Here is an 18,131-nt window from a genome sequence, read left to right as displayed (position 1 = left end):
TTACAGATGGTAAAGCAAGTCAGCAATCCCGAAATAGACGCTGTACCCGAGAAAGTCGTTGGCAGTCGTGATGAAAGGTCCTGACGCGACGGAAGGATTCACGCCGAAGCGATCCAGCAGAATAGGCGTCACCGTACCCGTAAACGAAGAGAGCAGCACGACACCCAGCAGGGAAATCGAGACGACCATCGCCAGCTTGAGCGGGTGCGCCAGCAGGAGAAAGGTTACCAGGAAAACAAAAACAGCAATCAGCAGGCCCTTCAGCACCGATACCGACAGGATTTTCAGCATCCGGGGCCAGAGCTCACCTCCGCTGATGCCGGATTTATCGCTCAGAATCTGCACCATGAAGGAAGAGGACTGTATACCCACATTACCGCCTGTAGACCCGATGATCGGAATAAACAGCGCCAGCGCCGGAACCATCAGCAGCAGGTCATGCTCGAATATGCCGAGGAACTTGGCCGCCATCAGGCTGCCGATCATACCGATTCCGAGCCAGGGCAGGCGGGAGCGGGTGATTTTCCAGACGGAGTCGTCTTCCTCTACTTCCTCGGATACCCCGGTAATGGCAGCAATATCTTCCTGTGCCTGTTCCGTGATGACATCGACGACGTCGTCAATCGTGATCTGGCCGAGCAGGCGCTTCTGTACATTGACGACGGGAAGGGCATCCAGGTCATACCGGCGCATGAGCTCGGCGACGTTTTCGGCCGGGTCGTAGGTCGATGCGTAAATAACATCCTGGTTATAAACCTGTTCGATCCGGCTGCCGCGTTTAGCCAGGATAATGTCTTTCAGCGAGACGATACCGAGGAGGGTTTCGTCGTCGTCAATGACATACACGGTATATACTTTCTCCACGTCCTGCGCCTGGCGCCGGATTTCTTCTACGCATTCCGTGACAGTCTGGCGGACATTGATCCGGACGAGCTCTTTCTGCATCAGCCCGCCGGCAGTATCCGGTTCATAGGGAAGGAGGTCGAGGATGAAGCGGGCCTGCTCCCGGTCTTCGACCAGGGCAATTACTTCCTCGCGGATGCGGATGGGTTGTTCTTTGAGCAGGTCCACGGCATCGTCCGAGTCCAGAATATTGACGTACCGGGCGATTTCCCCGGAATCAAAGTACCGGAGAAGCTCCCGGCGGTCGTCGGGCTCGTATTCCGCCAGTACCTCGGCTCCTTTTTCGGTATCCAGCTGGGTCAGGACATAGTGTGCCTGCGGTCCGTCCAGTTCTTTGAGGACAACCGAAATATCAGCAGCGAAAAGCTCGCTCAGGTCGGTCCGAACGGTTTCCGTATCCCGGTTTTCCGCGGCCAGGGCGAGTTTTTCGACGTATTCTTTCGTCAGCTCAAACGCCATTTCCTTCCTCGGAAGCTCTGTTTTTCTGAATGAGACGGGTCAGTTCGACAAACTCCGCGACGCCCAGTCGCTCGGCACGCAGGTCGAGCAGGGGGTGTTCAATGACCACGCCCAGGGGCTTGAGCGCGTTGCGGAGGGTTTTCCGCCGTTGGTTGAAGGCGGTTTTGACGACCTGAAAGAAGAGTTTTTCGTCGCAGTCCAGTCGCTCCGTCGCGTTGCGCTGAAGCCGGATCACGCCCGACTGTACCTTCGGCGGCGGGTCGAATGCACCCGGAGGTACGGTAAACTGGTACTTGATGTCGTAAAAGGCCTGGAGCAGTACGCTCAGGATACCGTACTCCTTTCCGCCGGGAGGCGACGCGATCCGCTGGGCTACTTCCTTCTGGAGCATACAACCTACTTCCGGAATCCGGTCGCGGTGTTCCAGAATCTTGAAAAAGATCTGGCTGGAGATATTATACGGGAAATTGCCGATGACAGCGAAACGTTCGCCCGGCGCAAAATCCGACAGGTCCCAGCGGAGAAAATCTCGCCCGTGAATGCGGGGTGTCAGATCGGGATAATGCTCCTTCAGGTAGGCGACAGACTCGGTATCGATTTCAACAACGTGAACTTCGTATTCAGGTTTCCGGAGCAGAAACTGGGTCAGCACGCCCATGCCGGGCCCGATCTCGAGTACATACCGGTAATCGCCGAAACCCGACAGGAGGTCGGCGATCCGTTCGCAGGCATGCAGGTCCCGTAGAAAATGCTGTCCTAGGTGTTTTTTTGCTTTGACTTTCATTCCATCACTATTCAAAAGGGACCCTGGTTTTCCGGCTCTGTCCGGAAGCTGCAACCTGCCCGGGGGCAGGGGAGAAAACGAAACGGGGAGGCAGGAGAAAACGGGGTGCGGGTCCGCAGGGACTTCTGCCAAAATTACCTTGATTTTTTGTAGTTTTAGCGAAAATCAGCCGTGATAATCTTTTCCAGGGATGGAAACTCCGCCTTACGTATCCTACTATGAATCGCCGCTGGGCTGGATGGAGCTCAGGGCTACATCGGAGAAACTGACTTCAAGCCGGTTTGTTTCCGAACGGGGAAAGCAGGTATTTCATCCCTTGCTGGGAGACGTTCAGTTTCAGCTGAATGAGTATTTTGCGGGAAAGCGGAAAGCGTTTGATCTGCCGCTGTCGCTCGAAGGCACAGCCTTTCAGCAGAAAGTCTGGCAGCAGCTGCGGAACCTGCCCTATGCCGGGACCATTTCCTACATAGCCCTTGCCCGGGAAACGGGCGATGAAAAAGCTACCCGCGCGGTGGCAGCGGCCAATGCGAAGAACCACATCGCCCTGATCGTGCCCTGCCACCGGGTAATCGGTTCCGACGGGCGTCCTGTCGGATACGCCTGGGAGATATGGCGGAAGAGGTGGCTGCTCCAGCACGAGCAGCGGTATTCGGGCGTAGGCCAGCTCTGGTTATTCTAGAGCGTATCCAGTATTGTACATGACAAAAGTGACAGAATCCGTACCCACTCTTCGGCAGACCTCTCCGGGGCTGCCCCTCAATTCAGCCTCCTCCGAACTTCAGGACCTCATCCGGAATACCACAGACCTTATCCAGATGGTCGACCTGCAGGGCCGGTTCCTGTATGTCAACAAGGCCTGGAAGGATGCTATCGGTTACCGCTCGGCAGAACTGAACCAGATGACGCTCCAGGATGTCATTCATCCGGAGTTCATGGAGGAAACGCTCGCCCGGTTTGACCGGGTGAAAAACGGAGAGCAGATACCTGATTTTGAGGCGGTTTACCGGAGAAAGGACGGCCGGCGGGTATACCTTACCGGGTCCGTCAGCTGCCGGTATGACGAGCAGGGAGCGCCCATTCTTTTCCGGTGTATTTTTCACGATTCGACGGCGCGCAACCGGGCGGAAAACGCTCAGAATCTGTATTACCAGATTGCCAACTCGACGCTGTCGACCCGCAGCCTGGACGACCTCTACCACTTCATTCACGTGGAGCTGGGGAAGGTCATTGATACCAAAAACTTCTTCATTGCTCTGTATGAGCCGTCGAAGAGCTACCTGTATTTTCCGTACTATGTCGATGAGTACTTCAAGGGAAACCTCCGCTTCACCAAACGGAAACTTGGAAACGGCCTGACGGAATATGCGATTGTAGCCAACCGGCCGCTGATGCTGACCGAGTCTGAAATTCAGGAGCTGGCCCGGCAGCGTATTTTGTATATCTACGGACAGATTCCGAAGGTCATGCTGTGCGTGCCGCTGCGGATCGGCGACCGGATTACGGGGATCATCGGCGTTAAATCCTACGAGCGGACCAATAAGTTCGATATCCGGGACCTGGAACTGCTCGAATTCGTCTCCGGGCAGGTAGCAGTCGCCATCGAGCGGAAGCAGGCGGAGGCGGAGCTGGGGAAACAGACGGCCCGTCTGCACGCCATCTTCGAATCGTCGAGTCACCTGATGTGGACGGTCAACCGCCGGCTGCAGCTTACCTCGTTCAACGACAACTACCTGAACCTGATCCAGCAACAGTTGTCTATGCCTCCCCAGGTCAATGTATCGACCGATCAATTTGCCTGGAAACTCATGGATGCGGCGAACCGGAAGGTGATGGAGGACAAATACAAAACGGCCTTCCGCGGGAAAGCGGAGTCGTTTGAAGTCCACATGGAACACCTCCGGCACGGCGACGAAATCTGGTTTGAGGTATACCTGAACCCTATTTTGCTGGCCGACGGAAGCATCGAGGAAGTCGCAGGCATTGCCCGGGACATTACCCCGCTGAAGCGATCCGCGCGTGAACTGCTGAAGGCGAAGGAGGAAGCTGAACGCTCCCTGAAGGTGAAGGAACGCTTCCTCGCCAACATGTCTCACGAAATCCGGACGCCGATGAACGGCGTCATCGGGATGATCGATCTTCTCGGCAGTACCGCGCTCGATCAGGAGCAGAAGGAGTACGTTCATACCATCAAACGTTCGTCCGAAACCCTGCTCAATATCCTCAACGATATTCTGGACCTGTCGAAAATCGAAGCCGGAAAAATGGTGCTGCACGAAGCCCCGTTTGAATTCCGGAGCGTATTCGACAAGCTCATCAGTCTTTTCAGTCAAACGGCCCGCAACCGCCACAATACGCTGACATACGAGCTGGGTGAAAATCTGCCGAAATACATCATCGCCGATGAAACCCGTCTGCTGCAGATACTTTCCAACCTGACGTCCAACGCGTTGAAGTTTACCGAAGGAGGAAGCGTCAGGGTACTGGTGCAAAACCTCTCCGTGCACGGCAAGTGGCATCGGATCCGGGTAGAAGTAGAAGACAGCGGAATCGGTATTCCGCCGGAAGGCCTGAAGCAACTCTTCGGCGCGTTTCAGCAACTGGACAATACCACCCGGAAGTCGTTCGGCGGTACCGGCCTCGGACTGGCCATTTCACGGGAGCTATCCCGGTTGATGCGCGGAGAAATGGGCGTGGAGTCGGAAGTAGGAAGGGGTAGTACCTTCTGGTTCACAGTCGAACTGAAGGAAACCATGATTGCTCCGCTGCAGGAGAAAAAGTACGCGGATGAATTCCAGATCGCGGGGTACCTGTCGGCCGAGCGGCCGTTGATCTTATTGGTCGACGACAACGCTGTCAACCGGAAAGTAGCCAGCGAAATTCTGATTAAGGCCGGTTGTGAGGTAACTACCGCTGATTCAGGCCGGAAGGCAATCAGCCTGATGGAGGATGCCTTCGCCCGGAACGGCGGGGATCCCGATGGCAGTCAGTTGTTTGACCTGGTTCTGATGGATATTCAGATGCCGGATATGGACGGGCTGGAAACGACTCACGCGCTCCGTGCGCAATTTGGAGAAGCGCTGCCGCCGGTATTGGCGATGACGGCGTATTCGATGAAAGAGGATCGGGAGCGGTTTCTGAGTCAGGGGATGAACGATTACGTCTCAAAACCCATCCGCGCCGAAATCCTGGTCCTGAAAGTAAAAGAATGGGTAGATCGCCTCGCGGCGAAGCGCGTGAAGGAGGTACTGGAGGTGACGCCGGAAGTACCGGAACCTGTTGCCGCGCCCGCCGGAATCGAAGACCTTTACGACCTGGGCGTAGTCAGGCAACTGGCCGGCCTGGCGGGTAAGGAAATGGTCGAACAGGTTTTTGCGGAATTTGAACAGGAAGCGGAAGAACAGATCCGGGCTGCGAAAGAAGCTTACGAAAGCCGGGACCTGCAAACGGTAGAGTCCAACCTCCACACCCTCAAAGGAAATGCGGGCACGCTGGGTATTCATCGCCTGCATGAAACCGTGAAAACCCTGGAGCTGAAAACCAAGGTAGGGAATTTCAGTACGTTCGAAGAGGAATTCCCGCCGATCGAAGAGGAATACGCCCGGTTTCAGAAAACCTATCCGGACGTCCTGCAAATGCTGGAATAATCAGGAGCGGATTTTCCGCGCCACAAATGCCCAGATTCGCGAAGGAATCGAGAGAATCCATACCAGAATATTGAACGTCAGGTAAAACAGCGCAATAATCGGGTAGGCGAGAATGAAGATAATGTTAAAGATGATGGCGCCGGTCGTAACGTAGCGCGAACGGTCAGGCAGTCGTCCCATAACAGTGAGTTATTTGTCAGGGGAACCTTTTTTTTCGGAAAAGGTTCCCCTGGTTGCAAATGTACGACTTTGTAAGCTATATACAGTGAGCTATAAGCATTAGGCTATAAGCTTTAAGCTATTGTAAACGAAAGGAGCCGGTTACGCGGCTTAAAGCCTGCTCAGGAGCTATAGGCGGTAGGCTATAAGCTTTAAGCTATTGTAAAGGATAAGGAGCCGGTTACGCGGCTAAAGCCTGCTCAGGAGCTATAGGCTGTAGGCTATAAGCTTTAAGCTATTGTAAGAGAAAGGAGCCGGTTACGCGGCTCAAAGCCTGCTCAGGAGCTATAGGCGGTAGGCTATAAGCTTTAAGCTATTGTAAAAGATAAGGAGCCGTTTACGCGGCTAAAGCCTACAGCCTGCTCAGGAGCTATAGGCGGTAGGCTATAAGCTTTAAGCTATTGCAAAAAAACGAGCCGGTTACGCGGCTTAAAGCCTACAGCCTATTGCCTACAGCCTATTGCCTAAAGCCTATTGCCTACAGCCTACCACGTCCCTCACTACTGCTCCGCTGCCAGGTAACTAACCTCCGCACGGATACGGCGATCCGTCGGCATGAGGCGCTCGAAGGCGCGGGCGGAAAGGCGGACGATGACGCGGTCAGCCATCCCGGTATCGGGCAGCTTGCCGATTACTTTCACGACAACGCTCTGGTTATTGGCTTCATTGCGGATCGTCAGCATCGTCCCGACGGGTGCGGTACGGTGCAGGGCGAGGTATTTTCCGGTACGGTCCTGCGCATCGATGAGTTCGCAGAGACCCAACTCCACGACCTTTCGGGCGCCGGCGCCGGCATTGGGAACAGGCTCGTTTTCAGTCCTGTTGGCGGGCGGAAGCGGTTCCGATTCAGGTTTTGCGGGTAAAACGGGCTTCGGCGCTTCTTCTGCTTTGGCCTTGGTGGTGTCGTTTTTCCGGTGTTCTTCTTCCTTTTTGGGTTCCTCCGCTTTTTTGGGCTCTTCCGGCTTCGGTTCGGCTTTTTTCGGTTCGTTTCTGGCGATGGGTTCGGCGGGCTTCGGCTCCGGTTTTTTCGGCGCTTCGGCGACGCGCGGCCCCGGGTCACTCAGGTAGAGAACCTGGCCGGCCTGGACGGTCCCGTCCGACGGAAGGTTATTCCATTTCTTCAGATCGGCGGTGCCGATATCGTACTTGCGGGCAATGCTGAAAAGCGTCTGACCGGGCTCGACTTTATGGGTATTGGCCGCCTGGCCGGATTTCGCCGGAGGCGTAATGGGGCCTTTGTAGCCGTTTCGGGGAATGTAGACGACTTCTTCCGAGCGCAGGTTACCGGAAAAGCCGGGATTCACAGCCTTGAATTCGTCCATCGTTACATTATACCGCTTCAGCAAGCTGTAAAGCGTCTGTCCGGGGGTGACTTTGAAAACAATAACGGGTTGGCCTCCCTTCCGGTCCATACCGACCGAATCGACAGGAAAGCCGTTTGCTGAAACTTCCATGGCTACCAGCGAGGCAATTCCGGCCAGCCAAACATTACGATACCGCATAGCAGCAGAGATGAACTTGATCTTGAACAAAAATGAGGGAATCCCTCCAATACAGAAAGGTGGAATACCCGGAACCCGAGGCGGCCGACAACTCTTCGTGCAGCACCACCTCTCCCGAGTGGTTAACGACAAGTAAGCTGTTTTTTAGCTTTTCTGATGCGTAAAAGTAAAAAGAAATCACAATGAGGCCGGGTATTTCAAGGTAGTCGACCGGGCCTACTGCCTGCTGGCCGGTACACAGCCGGACCAGGCGGTGAAGGGAATACAGTTCCGGATGGCCTTCCGGAAAATGAGCGGGGGCTACTGATTGTCCGGCAGCGGCCTGTGGCTGAGCCGGTTCGCCCGAAAACAGCCCGATCGTTTGTTCTTCAAAACGGTCATTCCGGGTCGTGACGGTACTTCCGTCTGTCCGTAGCCAAACGAGGCCGGGTCGTTCCCAGGCAAGAGAACCGTCGGAAATCCGGTAGGCTTGTAATGCCGTCGGCGCCGGAATGCCCGGATCGCCGAACAGATGGGCGAGGAGTATTCCGTTAAAAATTCCTAACGGATGCGACCACCAGGGGAGGTCGAACCGGGCCGGAAGAGGCGTATCGGGCGCTTCAATGTCCGCTGGTGATACGACCTGAAAACCGGCGTAATGCTGCTCTTTGTCACGGAGTTCGACACCCAGAAGCGGCTCTGCCGGGTCGGGGAAAATGTGAAAAATCGGAAGGCCGAACGTGAACCGGAGCATCGGAAACGGAAAGTGGAACAAAATTTTGACTTGACAATCTGCGGCGTTGGCCGTCGTTACCTATATTGGAGACCGGTGGCAATCCGCCCGTGCCGAAAGCGGAAACTACTCGCTTTATTTCGGGTGAATTGTTTGAAAAAGAGCAGGTTAGCTGCTGTTTGCCAGTCGGAGAATCTCCGCTTCTTTTGTTTTTATTTCAACTGACTATGCAAAAATACTCGATCCTTTGGGCTGACGACGAAATAGATCTTCTCAAACCGTATATTCTTTTCCTTGGACAGAAAGGGTACGATGTCACCCCTGTCAACTCGGGGGCCGACGCCCTGGAACAACTCGAAAACAATACGTTCGACCTTGTTTTTCTGGACGAAATGATGCCCGGGCTTACCGGCCTCGAAACGCTCGCCCAGCTCAAGCAGCAATGGCCCAATCTGCCGGTGGTGATGATCACCAAGTCGGAAGAAGAGCACATCATGGAAGGCGCGATCGGCTCCAAAATCGCCGATTATCTCATCAAGCCGCTCAATCCGAATCAGATATTGCTTTCGGTCCGGAAGATTCTGGATTCCAGACGCCTCGTCGAAGAAAAGACCAACCTGAGCTACCAGCAGGAATTCAGGCAGTTGTCGATGCAGTATCAGGACCGCATCGGACACGAAGAATGGGCGGATATCTACAAAAAACTCATTTACTGGGAGCTGGAAATCGACGCGACGCCCAACAAGAGCATGGAAGAAGTCATGAACATGCAGAAGTCAGAGGCCAACGCCAATTTCTGCAAGTTCATTGAAGAAAGCTACGAGGACTGGATCAACGAGCCGAAGGCTGACAAGCCCATTCTTTCTCATATGTTGCTGAGAAAGAAGGTATTCCCGCATTTGCAGCAGGGTAATCCCCTGTTTTTCATCCTGATTGATAACCTTCGGTTTGACCAGTGGAAGGTGATTGAACGGACGCTGACGGATTATTTTTCGGTGGAAGAAGAAAGTCATTACTACTCCATTCTGCCTACGACGACCTCCTTTGCCCGGAATTCCATTTTCTCGGGATTGCTGCCGGCGGAAATCGAGCGGCAGTATCCGCGGTTGTGGGTTCACGACATTGAGGGAGATCAGAAAAACGAGGAAGAAGGGCTCAATGTCCACGAGGAGGAATTCCTGCAGATGCAGCTTCAGAAAAGCCGCCTTGGGAATATCAAGATGTCTTACCACAAAATCCTGAATATCAACCAGGGAAAGAACCTGGTTGAGAACTTCAACAACATCGCGACAAACGACCTGATCGCGGTAGTATACAATTTCGTTGATATGCTTTCTCATGCGCGGACAGACTCCGCGATGATCAAGGAACTTGCGCCGGATGAATCGGGATACCGAAGCCTGACCAACTCCTGGTTCCAGCACTCGCCTCTCCTTGATTTCCTGAAGAAAATCGCCGAGAAGGGCGGCCGGGTAGTCATTACCACCGATCACGGCATGATCCGGGTACAAAAACCGGTGCGTATTATCGGTGATCGATCGGTAAATACCAACCTTCGCTACAAGCAGGGAAAAAACCTGAATTTCGACGAAGATCACGTGCTGGTCTGCCGCCGCCCGGAAGCCTTTGGTCTTCCGAAATACAATGTGTCTTCGGCGTATGTGTTTACACTGGAAGATTACTTTTTTGCCTATCCGAATAATTACAACTATTACGTCAATTACTACAAGGATACCTTTCAGCATGGAGGCGTGTCATTGGAAGAGGTAATTGTTCCGGTGGTTCAGCTGAAAGCGAAGTAGTTTCGGAAAGACAAACAACGGGAAACAACGCAATTCCGTCAGATCATTTCTTTCTGAACGAATAAAATATCTAATTTGCAATTGTGAATAAGCTGGTCTGTTAGTCCAGCTTATTTGCTATTCTTCTACCACCCATTGATACATGCGTTGTTTTACCTTCACGGCTTTGTTGTTTGCGGGAATCAGTTGGTTTGCCAAAGGGCAGTCAGTTGATTCAACCCTTCAGCGGGGAGCCTACGGAACCTATTTTGTTCAACTTGCCAGTACGGGGATATCTTCTTCGGATCGCACGCCTTTCTGGCTTTACACCAATCAATACGGAGCGATACCGACGAAACCCCAGCCGGGAATGATTTCCGGAGGAGCCTACTACCATTTGCCGTTATCACGTAATAGCAATAAATGGGTACTCGACGGTGCCGTGGAAGGGATCGTGCAATCAGCCAATCCGGAAGTGAAGGGTATTCTGACGGAAGGGTACTTACGACTCAATTACAAAAAGTGGGAATTGTACGGAGGGCGTAAACGGGAGTATTACGGCCTTTCAGACACACTGACCGGAATGGGGTCTCTTGCCTGGTCCGGAAATGCGTTGCCCATTCCGCAGATACGGTTGGGAACATCCGATTTCATTCGCGTGCCATTTATCGGGAATATTTTAAAGGTTAAAGGCTATTTTACCCACGGTTGGTTTGAAAACGAAGGTACCTTCGCCAAAAACGTATGGTTGCACTCAAAAGGACTTTACCTGCGGTTCGGGAAAGACAGTTGGCCGATTATTCTGCACGGTGGATTTAATCACTTTGTTCAGTGGGGCGGATATGCGCCATCGTTGAAAGATGATCCGGGCATACTTTCGAAGCATGGTTATTTTAACAGTTCGGCTTTCGCTTATTGGGGAGTGGTTTCTGGAAAAAGCATGGGTCGGTATGCCGGGTACCCGATAGATGACTTTATCTCGATTGATGTCAACCGGATCGGTAATCACCTTGGTACAATTGATATGGGCCTGCAGTGGAAACACTGTGATTTTGACGTATTCTTCTATCGTCAGAGTATGTTCGACGATGGGTCTCTTTTTTACCTGATCAACGTCGATGACGGACTATCGGGCGTTCGCTACATGAACAAAATTCAGCAGGCAACGGATTTTCACCTGCTTCGGGTTACAGCGGAGTACCTGAGTACACGCGACCAGGGTGGGAGTACTTTCCGCCTGGATATCAATGATCCGGCTCAGCGAGGAAGGGATAACTACTTCAATCATAGCCAGTACCAGGATGGCTGGAAGTACTTCGGCAAATCAATCGGCACGCCTTTCGTGCAACCGGATGCAGATCTGAAAAACGGTGTCCGACGCGGATGGAATTCGTTTCCGAACAACCGGGTACAAGTTTTCAACGTTGCACTTCAGGGGAGGTACAAGAAGCGAACCACCTGGGAAATACGGGCTTCCTATAGCAATAACCTCGGTACCTACGATCACCCGTACCGGGTCAGCGAGCCGGATGGCGCATTGACCACGCTGAGCCAGCTGTCGACCATGCTGCGCGTAGGCGTGAAAGTACCCTGGCTGGGCGGAAGCGAAATTACCGGCGCTGTAGCCTATGACAAGGGAGACATGTACGACGACACCATCGGTGGTTTCCTGAGTATCCGCAAGCGTGGGTTCTTTGGTGTTAGGTGAGGGGCAGGATATAAGGCTTTACGCTGTATGCAATAAGCTATAAGCAAAAAAGGCTGTACGTTGGAGGGTGTCTCTCACGTACAGCCTTTTTTGCTTATAGCCTAAAGCCTATCGCTTACAGCCTCACACCGGCGTCGTCACTTCCACCACCTTGCTGTTTTCACAGCGGAGTACCCGCTGGGGAAACTTCCGGATAAGATCGAAATCGTGGGTAGCCATCAGCACCGCCATGCCGGATTTATTGATCTGCAGGAATAGCCGCATGATTTCTTCGGAAACTTCAGGGTCCAGGTTTCCGGTGGGTTCGTCCGCCAGCAGGATCTCCGGCTCGTTGAGCAGGGCCCGGGCGATTACAACCCGCTGTTGCTCGCCTCCGGACAATTGGTGCGGCATCTTTTGCAAAGACCCGCTCAGGCCTACCCGGATCAATACTTCCGCAATCCGCGTTTTCATTTTCATGGGATCGGTCCAGCCTGTAGCCCGAAGTACAAACTCCAGGTTTTGGGTAATGTTCCGGTCCATAAACAACTGGAAGTCCTGGAAAACAATACCCAGTTTCCGGCGGAGATAGGGAACATCCGACCGGCGAATGGAATTCAGTTCGTATCCGGCTACCTGTACCGAGCCTTTTTTTAGGGAAAGATCCGCATAGAGCGTTTTCAGCAGGGAGCTTTTGCCGCTTCCGGTCCGCCCGATGAGGTATACGAACTCGCCTTTCTGAATCGAAAAATTGACGTCCTCAAGCACCAGGCGGTCTCCCAACTGGTATATGTCCGTATGAATTACCTGCGCAACGGGCTGAGAGACAAAGGAAGGTTGTGCCATGTAAAGTAACAGGTTGTTGGAATGGCAAAAGGCCATAAGCAGTACGCTATAGGCATTAAGCCGGTCATTCCGTAACAAAGTAGTATCGGGTTTGAAGACGGGCGACGGGCCCGGCGAAAGAAACCTTAGGTATCGGCGCGCGTTCAGACGGGACAGCCGACAGCCTATTGCTTACAGCTCCGGTCATCCCACGTCGGCGTCCGCCTTCTCCGGTAAACAACCTCCAATATTAGGAAATGGCTTTGGAAAGCCCGCTTCTTCCCGCTAGTTTTGTACGAAAATTAGTTTCTCCGATCCTCCCAAGAGTCTCGGAAAGTCAAGTAATTAACTGATTGTCTGGCTATTTTTAGACAGTTGAAAAGAGCCGATAACCAAACCCATCTATCATTTTTTATTGTTAGGTCTTCGATACATTTATGGAAGCGACGCAGACGTACATCCCGTACAAAGTAAAAGACATCTCCCTGGCCGAGTGGGGCCGCAAGGAAATCCGGCTGGCAGAGGCTGAAATGCCCGGCCTTATGTCGATCCGGAAAGAATATGGTCCGCAAAAACCCCTGGCCGGTGCGCGTGTCGCCGGGTGTCTGCACATGACGATCCAGACGGCCGTTCTCATCGAAACCCTCGTGGAGCTTGGTGCAGACGTGACCTGGTCTTCCTGCAATATCTTTTCTACCCAGGACCACGCCGCGGCGGCTATCGCTGCTGCCGGTATTCCGGTGTATGCCTGGAAAGGAATGAACGAAGAAGAATTCAACTGGTGCATTGAACAGACCCTCTTCTTCGGACCGGAGCGTCAGCCCCTCAACATGATTCTGGATGACGGCGGCGACCTTACCAACATGGTCTTCGACGAATACCCTGAACTGATCGGCGGCATCCGCGGTCTTTCCGAAGAAACCACCACCGGCGTACACCGTCTCTACGAACGCCAGCGGAAAGGTACGCTTCACCTCCCTGCCATCAACGTCAACGACTCGGTTACCAAGTCGAAATTCGATAACAAATACGGTTGCAAGGAATCCCTCGTCGACGCCATTCGTCGCGGTACCGATCTCATGCTCGCCGGTAAGGTGGCGGTTGTTGCCGGTTACGGTGACGTAGGAAAAGGCTCGGCCGAATCCCTCCGCGGCGCCGGTTGCCGGGTACTGGTAACTGAAATCGACCCCATTTGCGCCCTGCAGGCTGCGATGGACGGTTATGAAGTAGTGACGATGGATGACGCCGCTTCCCGCGCGAACATCTTCGTAACGGCTACCGGTAACATCAACATCGTGAAGGACCGCCACTTCAAAGCCATGAAAGACAAGGCTGTGGTGTGTAACATCGGTCACTTCGACAACGAAATCGACATGGCGTGGCTGAACAAGAACTACGGTTCAACCAAGTCACAAATCAAGCCGCAGGTAGACCTGTACGAGATCGACGGCAAGGAAATCATCGTCCTCGCGGAAGGCCGCCTCGTAAACCTCGGCGTTGCGATGGGCCACCCGTCTTTCGTTATGTCCAACTCCTTCTCCAACCAGACGCTGGCACAGATTGAACTCTGGACCAATGCCGATAAGTACGAGAAGAAGGTATACGTGCTTCCGAAGCACCTCGACGAAAAAGTAGCTGCCCTGCACCTCGACCACATCGGCGCCAAGCTCGAAAAACTCGATCAGGACCAGGCTGAATACATCGGCGTAACCGTCGAAGGTCCGTTCAAATCGGATCTGTATCGCTATTAATTTTCTCTCCTGAATAGCTGAAAAGCCGGTTCCATCCTCGGAACCGGCTTTTTTTTGGCCCGAATGGCCGTTACCTTGCGGCTGATTCCCGTTGCTTTCTTCTCCCGGAATGATCTGCCCGGCGGGTCTGACCGAATGTGTTAACCGATGGTATTCAAACATTTCACATGGCTGATTGCGATTCTGCTGATGGCAGCGCATTGTTCCGGACAGGTTGCTGATACCGGAGAGCTTGCCGCCGTCCGGAGCTGCTATGATGTTACCAGCTATGATCTCGCGATAAAAGTCATCCCGTCGACCCGAACGATCGAGGGCTATAATGTCATTAGTGTGCGCGCTGTCCGAGGCTTTTCCCGGATGCAGCTGGACCTGTCGGCGGAGTTAACCGCCTCGCGTATCACGCGCAACGGCCGCCCGCTGCCGTTCACGCGGGAAAAAGACGCACTGCTGATCGACCTGCACCTGACGGAAGGGCAAACGGCTACCATCCGCGTCGATTACCACGGTACTCCGCGGGAACCGGCGGAGGCTGACGGCGGGGCCGACTGGCGTGAAAACCTCACGGGCAAACCCTGGATAACATTTCTCGCTTCCGAAACCGGCGCCAGCCGATGGTGGCCCTGTAAAGATCATCCGTCAGACAAGGCCGATTCCGTCCGCGTACGGATCGCAGTTCCGGAGGGGCTGACGGCCGTCGCTGCAGGTACACTCCGCCATCTTTCACCGAAACGGGCGGATGGTTTCCGGGAATATGAATGGTCGGTACGGTATCCGATGGCCGCGAATGCCCTTTCTGTGCATGTCGGCGACTATACCCGCATCCGGGATAGCTATTCGGCGGAAAACGGGGTCAAAATCCCGCTCGATTACTATGTCCTTCCTTATCAGGCTGAAAAGGCGAAAGCGCATTTCCAGCAGGTAAAAGAGATGCTGGGTTGCTGCGAAAAGTACCTGGGCCGGTATCCGTTTGGCCGTGAAAGCTTTACACTGGTCGAAATGCCATACCTCGGACGGGCGTTTCCCGGAGGTATTGCCTACGGGAATTTTTACCGGAACGTGCCGATGTATGGTTTTGACCAATTGCTGATACACGAAATGGCCCGGAGTTACTTCGGACTGAGTCTTTCGGGGAAGATGACATCGGACAAGTGGATTGAAGAATCGTTTGCAACCTACCTCGAGTCGCTGTACCTCGAGTGCCGGTATGGATATGCGGTGGCCGGGCAGTACCTGCGCGAGCAACAGCGTAAAATCATTGGCGAGTACCCGATCGCCAGCCTGGAAAATACACCTCCGAAAGATACCGATATCGCATTCAAAGGCGCCTGGATGCTGCATACGCTGCGAAATGTGGTCGATGACGACGAGCGCTGGTTCGGGACGCTGAAGGGCCTGGCGACTACGTACCGCTACCAGCAGGTCGGGACAGAGGACGTAGTCCGGTACCTCAATCAGCGGCTGGGCGTCGACTGTACGCCCTTTTTCAATCAGTACCTCTTTCGGGCTGCGCCGCCTATTCTGGAGTTCAAAGCCGTCGAAAATCCACGCCGGTACAAGCTCAGCTTCCGGTGGGCCGTTGCCGCTCAGGGGTTCGATATGCCGGTAGAAGTAACCTTCGATGAAGGGCGTACTTTCCAGCGCCTTCAGCCTACAAAAGAATGGCAGACTGTTACCCTCCGCAAGCCTGACGGAGGGCGTTTCCGCGTCGCGGCGGAGAAATACTACGTCGTCACCCGTCAACTATCCTATAAAGACTGATGCAACAGGAACTGCTCCTGCTCGTGGAAGCCTACGAACCCCGGCTCCGCCAACTATCCGCAGAACAGGCCGCGTTTCAACCCGGACCTGGACGGTGGTCTGTCAAGGAAATCATCGGACACCTGATCGACTCCGCGGCCAACAATACCCAGCGTTTCGTGCGCGGGGCGCAGACGCCGGAGCTGGCTTTTCCCGGGTATTTACAGGACGACTGGGTATTTATCCAGCAGTACCAATCTGCTGACTGGTCCGAACTGATTGCCTTCTGGGCGCTGTATCAGCGGCATATCGCCAGGATTATCGGGGGACTGTCGCCGGCAACGCTGGCGCATCGCGTTGCCGTTGGCGGGCAGGAGCCGGTAACGCTGGCGTTTCTGGCGGAAGACTATGTCCGCCACCTGCGTCATCACCTCCGGCAGATAGACGACTACTTTCTCCACTCAAAATAGAAGGTACTGCCTTCGCCGGGGGTAGATTCCACCCAGATTTTGCCGCCTTGTTCTTCGACGAGGATTTTGATGATGTTCAGCCCGACGCCGGTTTTGTTTTCGGTCCGGCTGGGCGTTTCGGTCACGGCAAAGAGCTTGAACAGCGCTTCGCGGTCTTCCATGCTGACGCCGGGACCGTTGTCCCGCACATAATAGCGGTAAAAATCACCGCCCGGGTCTTCATAGCCGACCTCGACAAGGCCTCCGGCTTTGTCGTTGTATTTGATCGCGTTGCTGATCAGGTTCTGGAATACCTGCTGGAGTTTCAGCTTGCGGGTCCGGAAGCGCGGCATTTCGTTGTTGATCACCGTCCGGATATGCTTCGGCGGGAAGAGCAACTGAAAAATCTGCGAGACCATTTCCTGGACATCCACTTCCTCGACCGTCTGTTCGGCCAGGCTCTTGCGGGAATAGTCCAGGATTTCAGAAATCATGCCGGAAAGGTGGAAAGAAGCCTTTTTTGCCAGATCGAGGTACTCCTGCAATTCTTCCGAAGCGAGGTCTCCGTCCTGCCCGCGCATTTCGATCATGGACAGCATACTGAAAATGCCGTTTAGAGGCGACTTCAGGTCGTGCGCCACCATGTAGACGAAGTTTTCCAGCTGTTTGTTGGTCCGTTTGAGCGCTTCGGCCGTGGTTTTGAGGCGGGCCTGGTAGCGGTGAAGCTGCTCGAAGACAAGCACTTTTGCCTGCGTCACCCGGATATCCAGCGGTTTTTGCAGGTAATCCACGGCGCCTTCGTCAAAACCTTTGAGAACGTATTGCTGCTCCTTGTTGATGGCAGTGACGAAAATAATGGAGATATCCTTCGTCCTGGGGTTGGATTTCAGGATTTTGGCGACTTCGAATCCATCCATATCCGGCATCTGAACGTCGAGCAGAATCAGCCCGATATGCGGATTTTTCAGGACCAGCTTCAGGGCTTCGTTGCCGGATAGGGCCCGGAGGAAAGAACGACCCTCCTGGGTCAGCATTTCTTCGAGCGACAGCAGGTTCTCTTCGCGGTCGTCGACCAGGAGAATCACGAAGGGTTCATTCATGGCTTTTCGGGAGAAATAAATGATGCAATTTCGGCGGGAGCCAGAATCAGCGCCTCTGGTGCGGCTTCGAGGCCGGCCTGGGGCATGGCGGGAAAATCACACGTGGCGGGGTTCTGGACAATCGCCGTCCCGCCGGACTGGAGGATACTGGCGAGGCCGTCGGCCCCGTCGCGGTTGGCTCCGCTGAGGAGAATACCCGTACAACGGCGTCCGAAAACATCGGCGGCGCTTTCAAACGTCGGATCGATCGACGGGCGGCTGTAATGGATCGGTTCGGAATAGTCAAGGCTGAACGAGCGGTCCTGTTCGATCAGCAGGTGATAGTTCTGCGGGGCGAGGTACACCCGCCCCGGCAGGATAAAATCCTTGTCGTTCGGCTCGATTACCCGGACGTGGCTATTGGATCCCAATACTTTGTCCATTTCACTGGGAACGGACTTTTGCCGGTGAATCACGAGTACCACCGCAAAAGGGAAGGAGGGCGGCAGCGCGTCGAGCAGGTCAATGATGACCGGCACACACCCGGCCGAGCCGCCGATTACTACCAAATCCGTTTGGGGTATCTTGTCTGCCACTGC

The 18,131-nt window shown here is 54.1% G+C and carries 15 protein-coding genes; 7 read left to right on the top strand and 8 right to left on the bottom strand.

Annotated features, from left to right (window positions below; all coding sequences use genetic code 11):
- Both mgtE and rsmA read right to left on the bottom strand, forming a co-directional pair.
- Positions 1 to 1,362, bottom strand: coding sequence for a magnesium transporter (mgtE, locus tag BLR09_RS06470; RefSeq protein ID WP_093199276.1), 1,362 nt, complete (start codon positions 1,360 to 1,362; stop codon positions 1 to 3).
- Complete coding sequence (rsmA, locus tag BLR09_RS06465; RefSeq protein ID WP_093199273.1) at positions 1,352 to 2,146, bottom strand: 16S rRNA (adenine(1518)-N(6)/adenine(1519)-N(6))-dimethyltransferase RsmA; 795 nt, start codon at positions 2,144 to 2,146, stop codon at positions 1,352 to 1,354. Before rsmA ends, mgtE begins: the two co-directional genes overlap by 11 nt.
- Before the next feature lie 190 nt (positions 2,147 to 2,336).
- Here rsmA and BLR09_RS06460 point away from each other — a divergent pair, with 190 nt between their 5' ends.
- On the top strand, positions 2,337 to 2,825 hold the full coding sequence (locus BLR09_RS06460; protein ID WP_093199270.1) for a methylated-DNA--[protein]-cysteine S-methyltransferase: 489 nt from the start codon (positions 2,337 to 2,339) through the stop codon (positions 2,823 to 2,825).
- A 19-nt stretch (positions 2,826 to 2,844) separates the two neighbouring features.
- Positions 2,845 to 5,790, top strand: coding sequence for a PAS domain S-box protein (locus BLR09_RS06455; protein ID WP_093199267.1), 2,946 nt, complete (start codon positions 2,845 to 2,847; stop codon positions 5,788 to 5,790).
- Here the strand turns inward: BLR09_RS06455 and BLR09_RS06450 are convergent, their stop codons facing one another.
- The 3 genes from BLR09_RS06450 to BLR09_RS06440 form a co-directional block, all read right to left on the bottom strand.
- Positions 5,791 to 5,970, bottom strand: a complete 180-nt coding sequence (locus tag BLR09_RS06450) for a hypothetical protein (protein ID WP_093199264.1) — start codon at positions 5,968 to 5,970, stop codon at positions 5,791 to 5,793.
- Between the two features lie 539 nt (positions 5,971 to 6,509).
- Positions 6,510 to 7,511 carry a LysM peptidoglycan-binding domain-containing protein gene (locus BLR09_RS06445; protein WP_093199262.1) on the bottom strand — a complete coding sequence of 334 codons (1,002 nt, stop codon included), beginning with the start codon at positions 7,509 to 7,511 and terminating at the stop codon, positions 6,510 to 6,512.
- Entirely contained in the window at positions 7,498 to 8,244 is a 747-nt protein-coding gene (locus tag BLR09_RS06440; protein WP_093199259.1) for a hypothetical protein, read from the bottom strand. The genes BLR09_RS06445 and BLR09_RS06440 overlap by 14 nt, the downstream gene beginning before the upstream one ends.
- 206 nt (positions 8,245 to 8,450) lie before the next feature.
- On the opposite strand from BLR09_RS06440, the gene porX reads away from it, so the two are divergent.
- Together porX and BLR09_RS06430 are read left to right on the top strand one after the other, a co-directional pair.
- Complete coding sequence (porX, locus tag BLR09_RS06435; protein WP_093199257.1) at positions 8,451 to 10,025, top strand: T9SS response regulator signal transducer PorX; 1,575 nt, start codon at positions 8,451 to 8,453, stop codon at positions 10,023 to 10,025.
- A gap of 142 nt (positions 10,026 to 10,167) precedes the next feature.
- Positions 10,168 to 11,712 carry a capsule assembly Wzi family protein gene (locus BLR09_RS06430; protein ID WP_093199256.1) on the top strand — a complete coding sequence of 515 codons (1,545 nt, stop codon included), beginning with the start codon at positions 10,168 to 10,170 and terminating at the stop codon, positions 11,710 to 11,712.
- 123 nt (positions 11,713 to 11,835) lie between these two features.
- Here the strand turns inward: BLR09_RS06430 and BLR09_RS06425 are convergent, their stop codons facing one another.
- Positions 11,836 to 12,537, bottom strand: coding sequence for a cell division ATP-binding protein FtsE (locus BLR09_RS06425; RefSeq protein ID WP_093199253.1), 702 nt, complete (start codon positions 12,535 to 12,537; stop codon positions 11,836 to 11,838).
- Positions 12,538 to 12,953: 416 nt separating this feature from the next.
- Here BLR09_RS06425 and ahcY point away from each other — a divergent pair, with 416 nt between their 5' ends.
- The 3 genes from ahcY to BLR09_RS06410 all read left to right on the top strand — a co-directional run bounded on the left by ahcY (position 12,954) and on the right by BLR09_RS06410 (position 16,474).
- Complete coding sequence (gene ahcY / locus BLR09_RS06420; protein WP_093199251.1) at positions 12,954 to 14,267, top strand: adenosylhomocysteinase; 1,314 nt, start codon at positions 12,954 to 12,956, stop codon at positions 14,265 to 14,267.
- A gap of 147 nt (positions 14,268 to 14,414) precedes the next feature.
- Positions 14,415 to 16,025 (top strand): M1 family metallopeptidase, encoded by a 1,611-nt coding sequence (locus tag BLR09_RS06415; RefSeq protein WP_093199249.1) that lies wholly within the window; start codon positions 14,415 to 14,417, stop codon positions 16,023 to 16,025.
- Positions 16,025 to 16,474, top strand: a complete 450-nt coding sequence (locus tag BLR09_RS06410) for a DinB family protein (RefSeq protein WP_093199246.1) — start codon at positions 16,025 to 16,027, stop codon at positions 16,472 to 16,474. Before BLR09_RS06415 ends, BLR09_RS06410 begins: the two co-directional genes overlap by 1 nt.
- On the opposite strand, the gene BLR09_RS06405 is transcribed toward BLR09_RS06410, so the two are convergent.
- Together BLR09_RS06405 and BLR09_RS06400 are read right to left on the bottom strand one after the other, a co-directional pair.
- A complete protein-coding gene (locus tag BLR09_RS06405) occupies positions 16,453 to 17,553 on the bottom strand; it encodes a sensor histidine kinase (RefSeq protein ID WP_093199244.1) in 1,101 nt (366 codons plus the stop codon). The genes BLR09_RS06410 and BLR09_RS06405 overlap by 22 nt on opposite strands.
- Positions 17,550 to 18,128, bottom strand: a complete 579-nt coding sequence (locus tag BLR09_RS06400; protein WP_245689876.1) for a chemotaxis protein CheB — start codon at positions 18,126 to 18,128, stop codon at positions 17,550 to 17,552. The genes BLR09_RS06405 and BLR09_RS06400 overlap by 4 nt, the downstream gene beginning before the upstream one ends.
- Positions 18,129 to 18,131 lie beyond the last annotated feature (3 nt).

The sequence above is a fragment of the Siphonobacter aquaeclarae genome (genome assembly GCF_900103285.1).
GTDB lineage: Bacteria > Bacteroidota > Bacteroidia > Cytophagales > Spirosomataceae > Siphonobacter > Siphonobacter aquaeclarae.
Note: the sequence above shows the minus strand (reverse complement) of the source record. Positions and strands in the feature narration are given on the sequence as shown.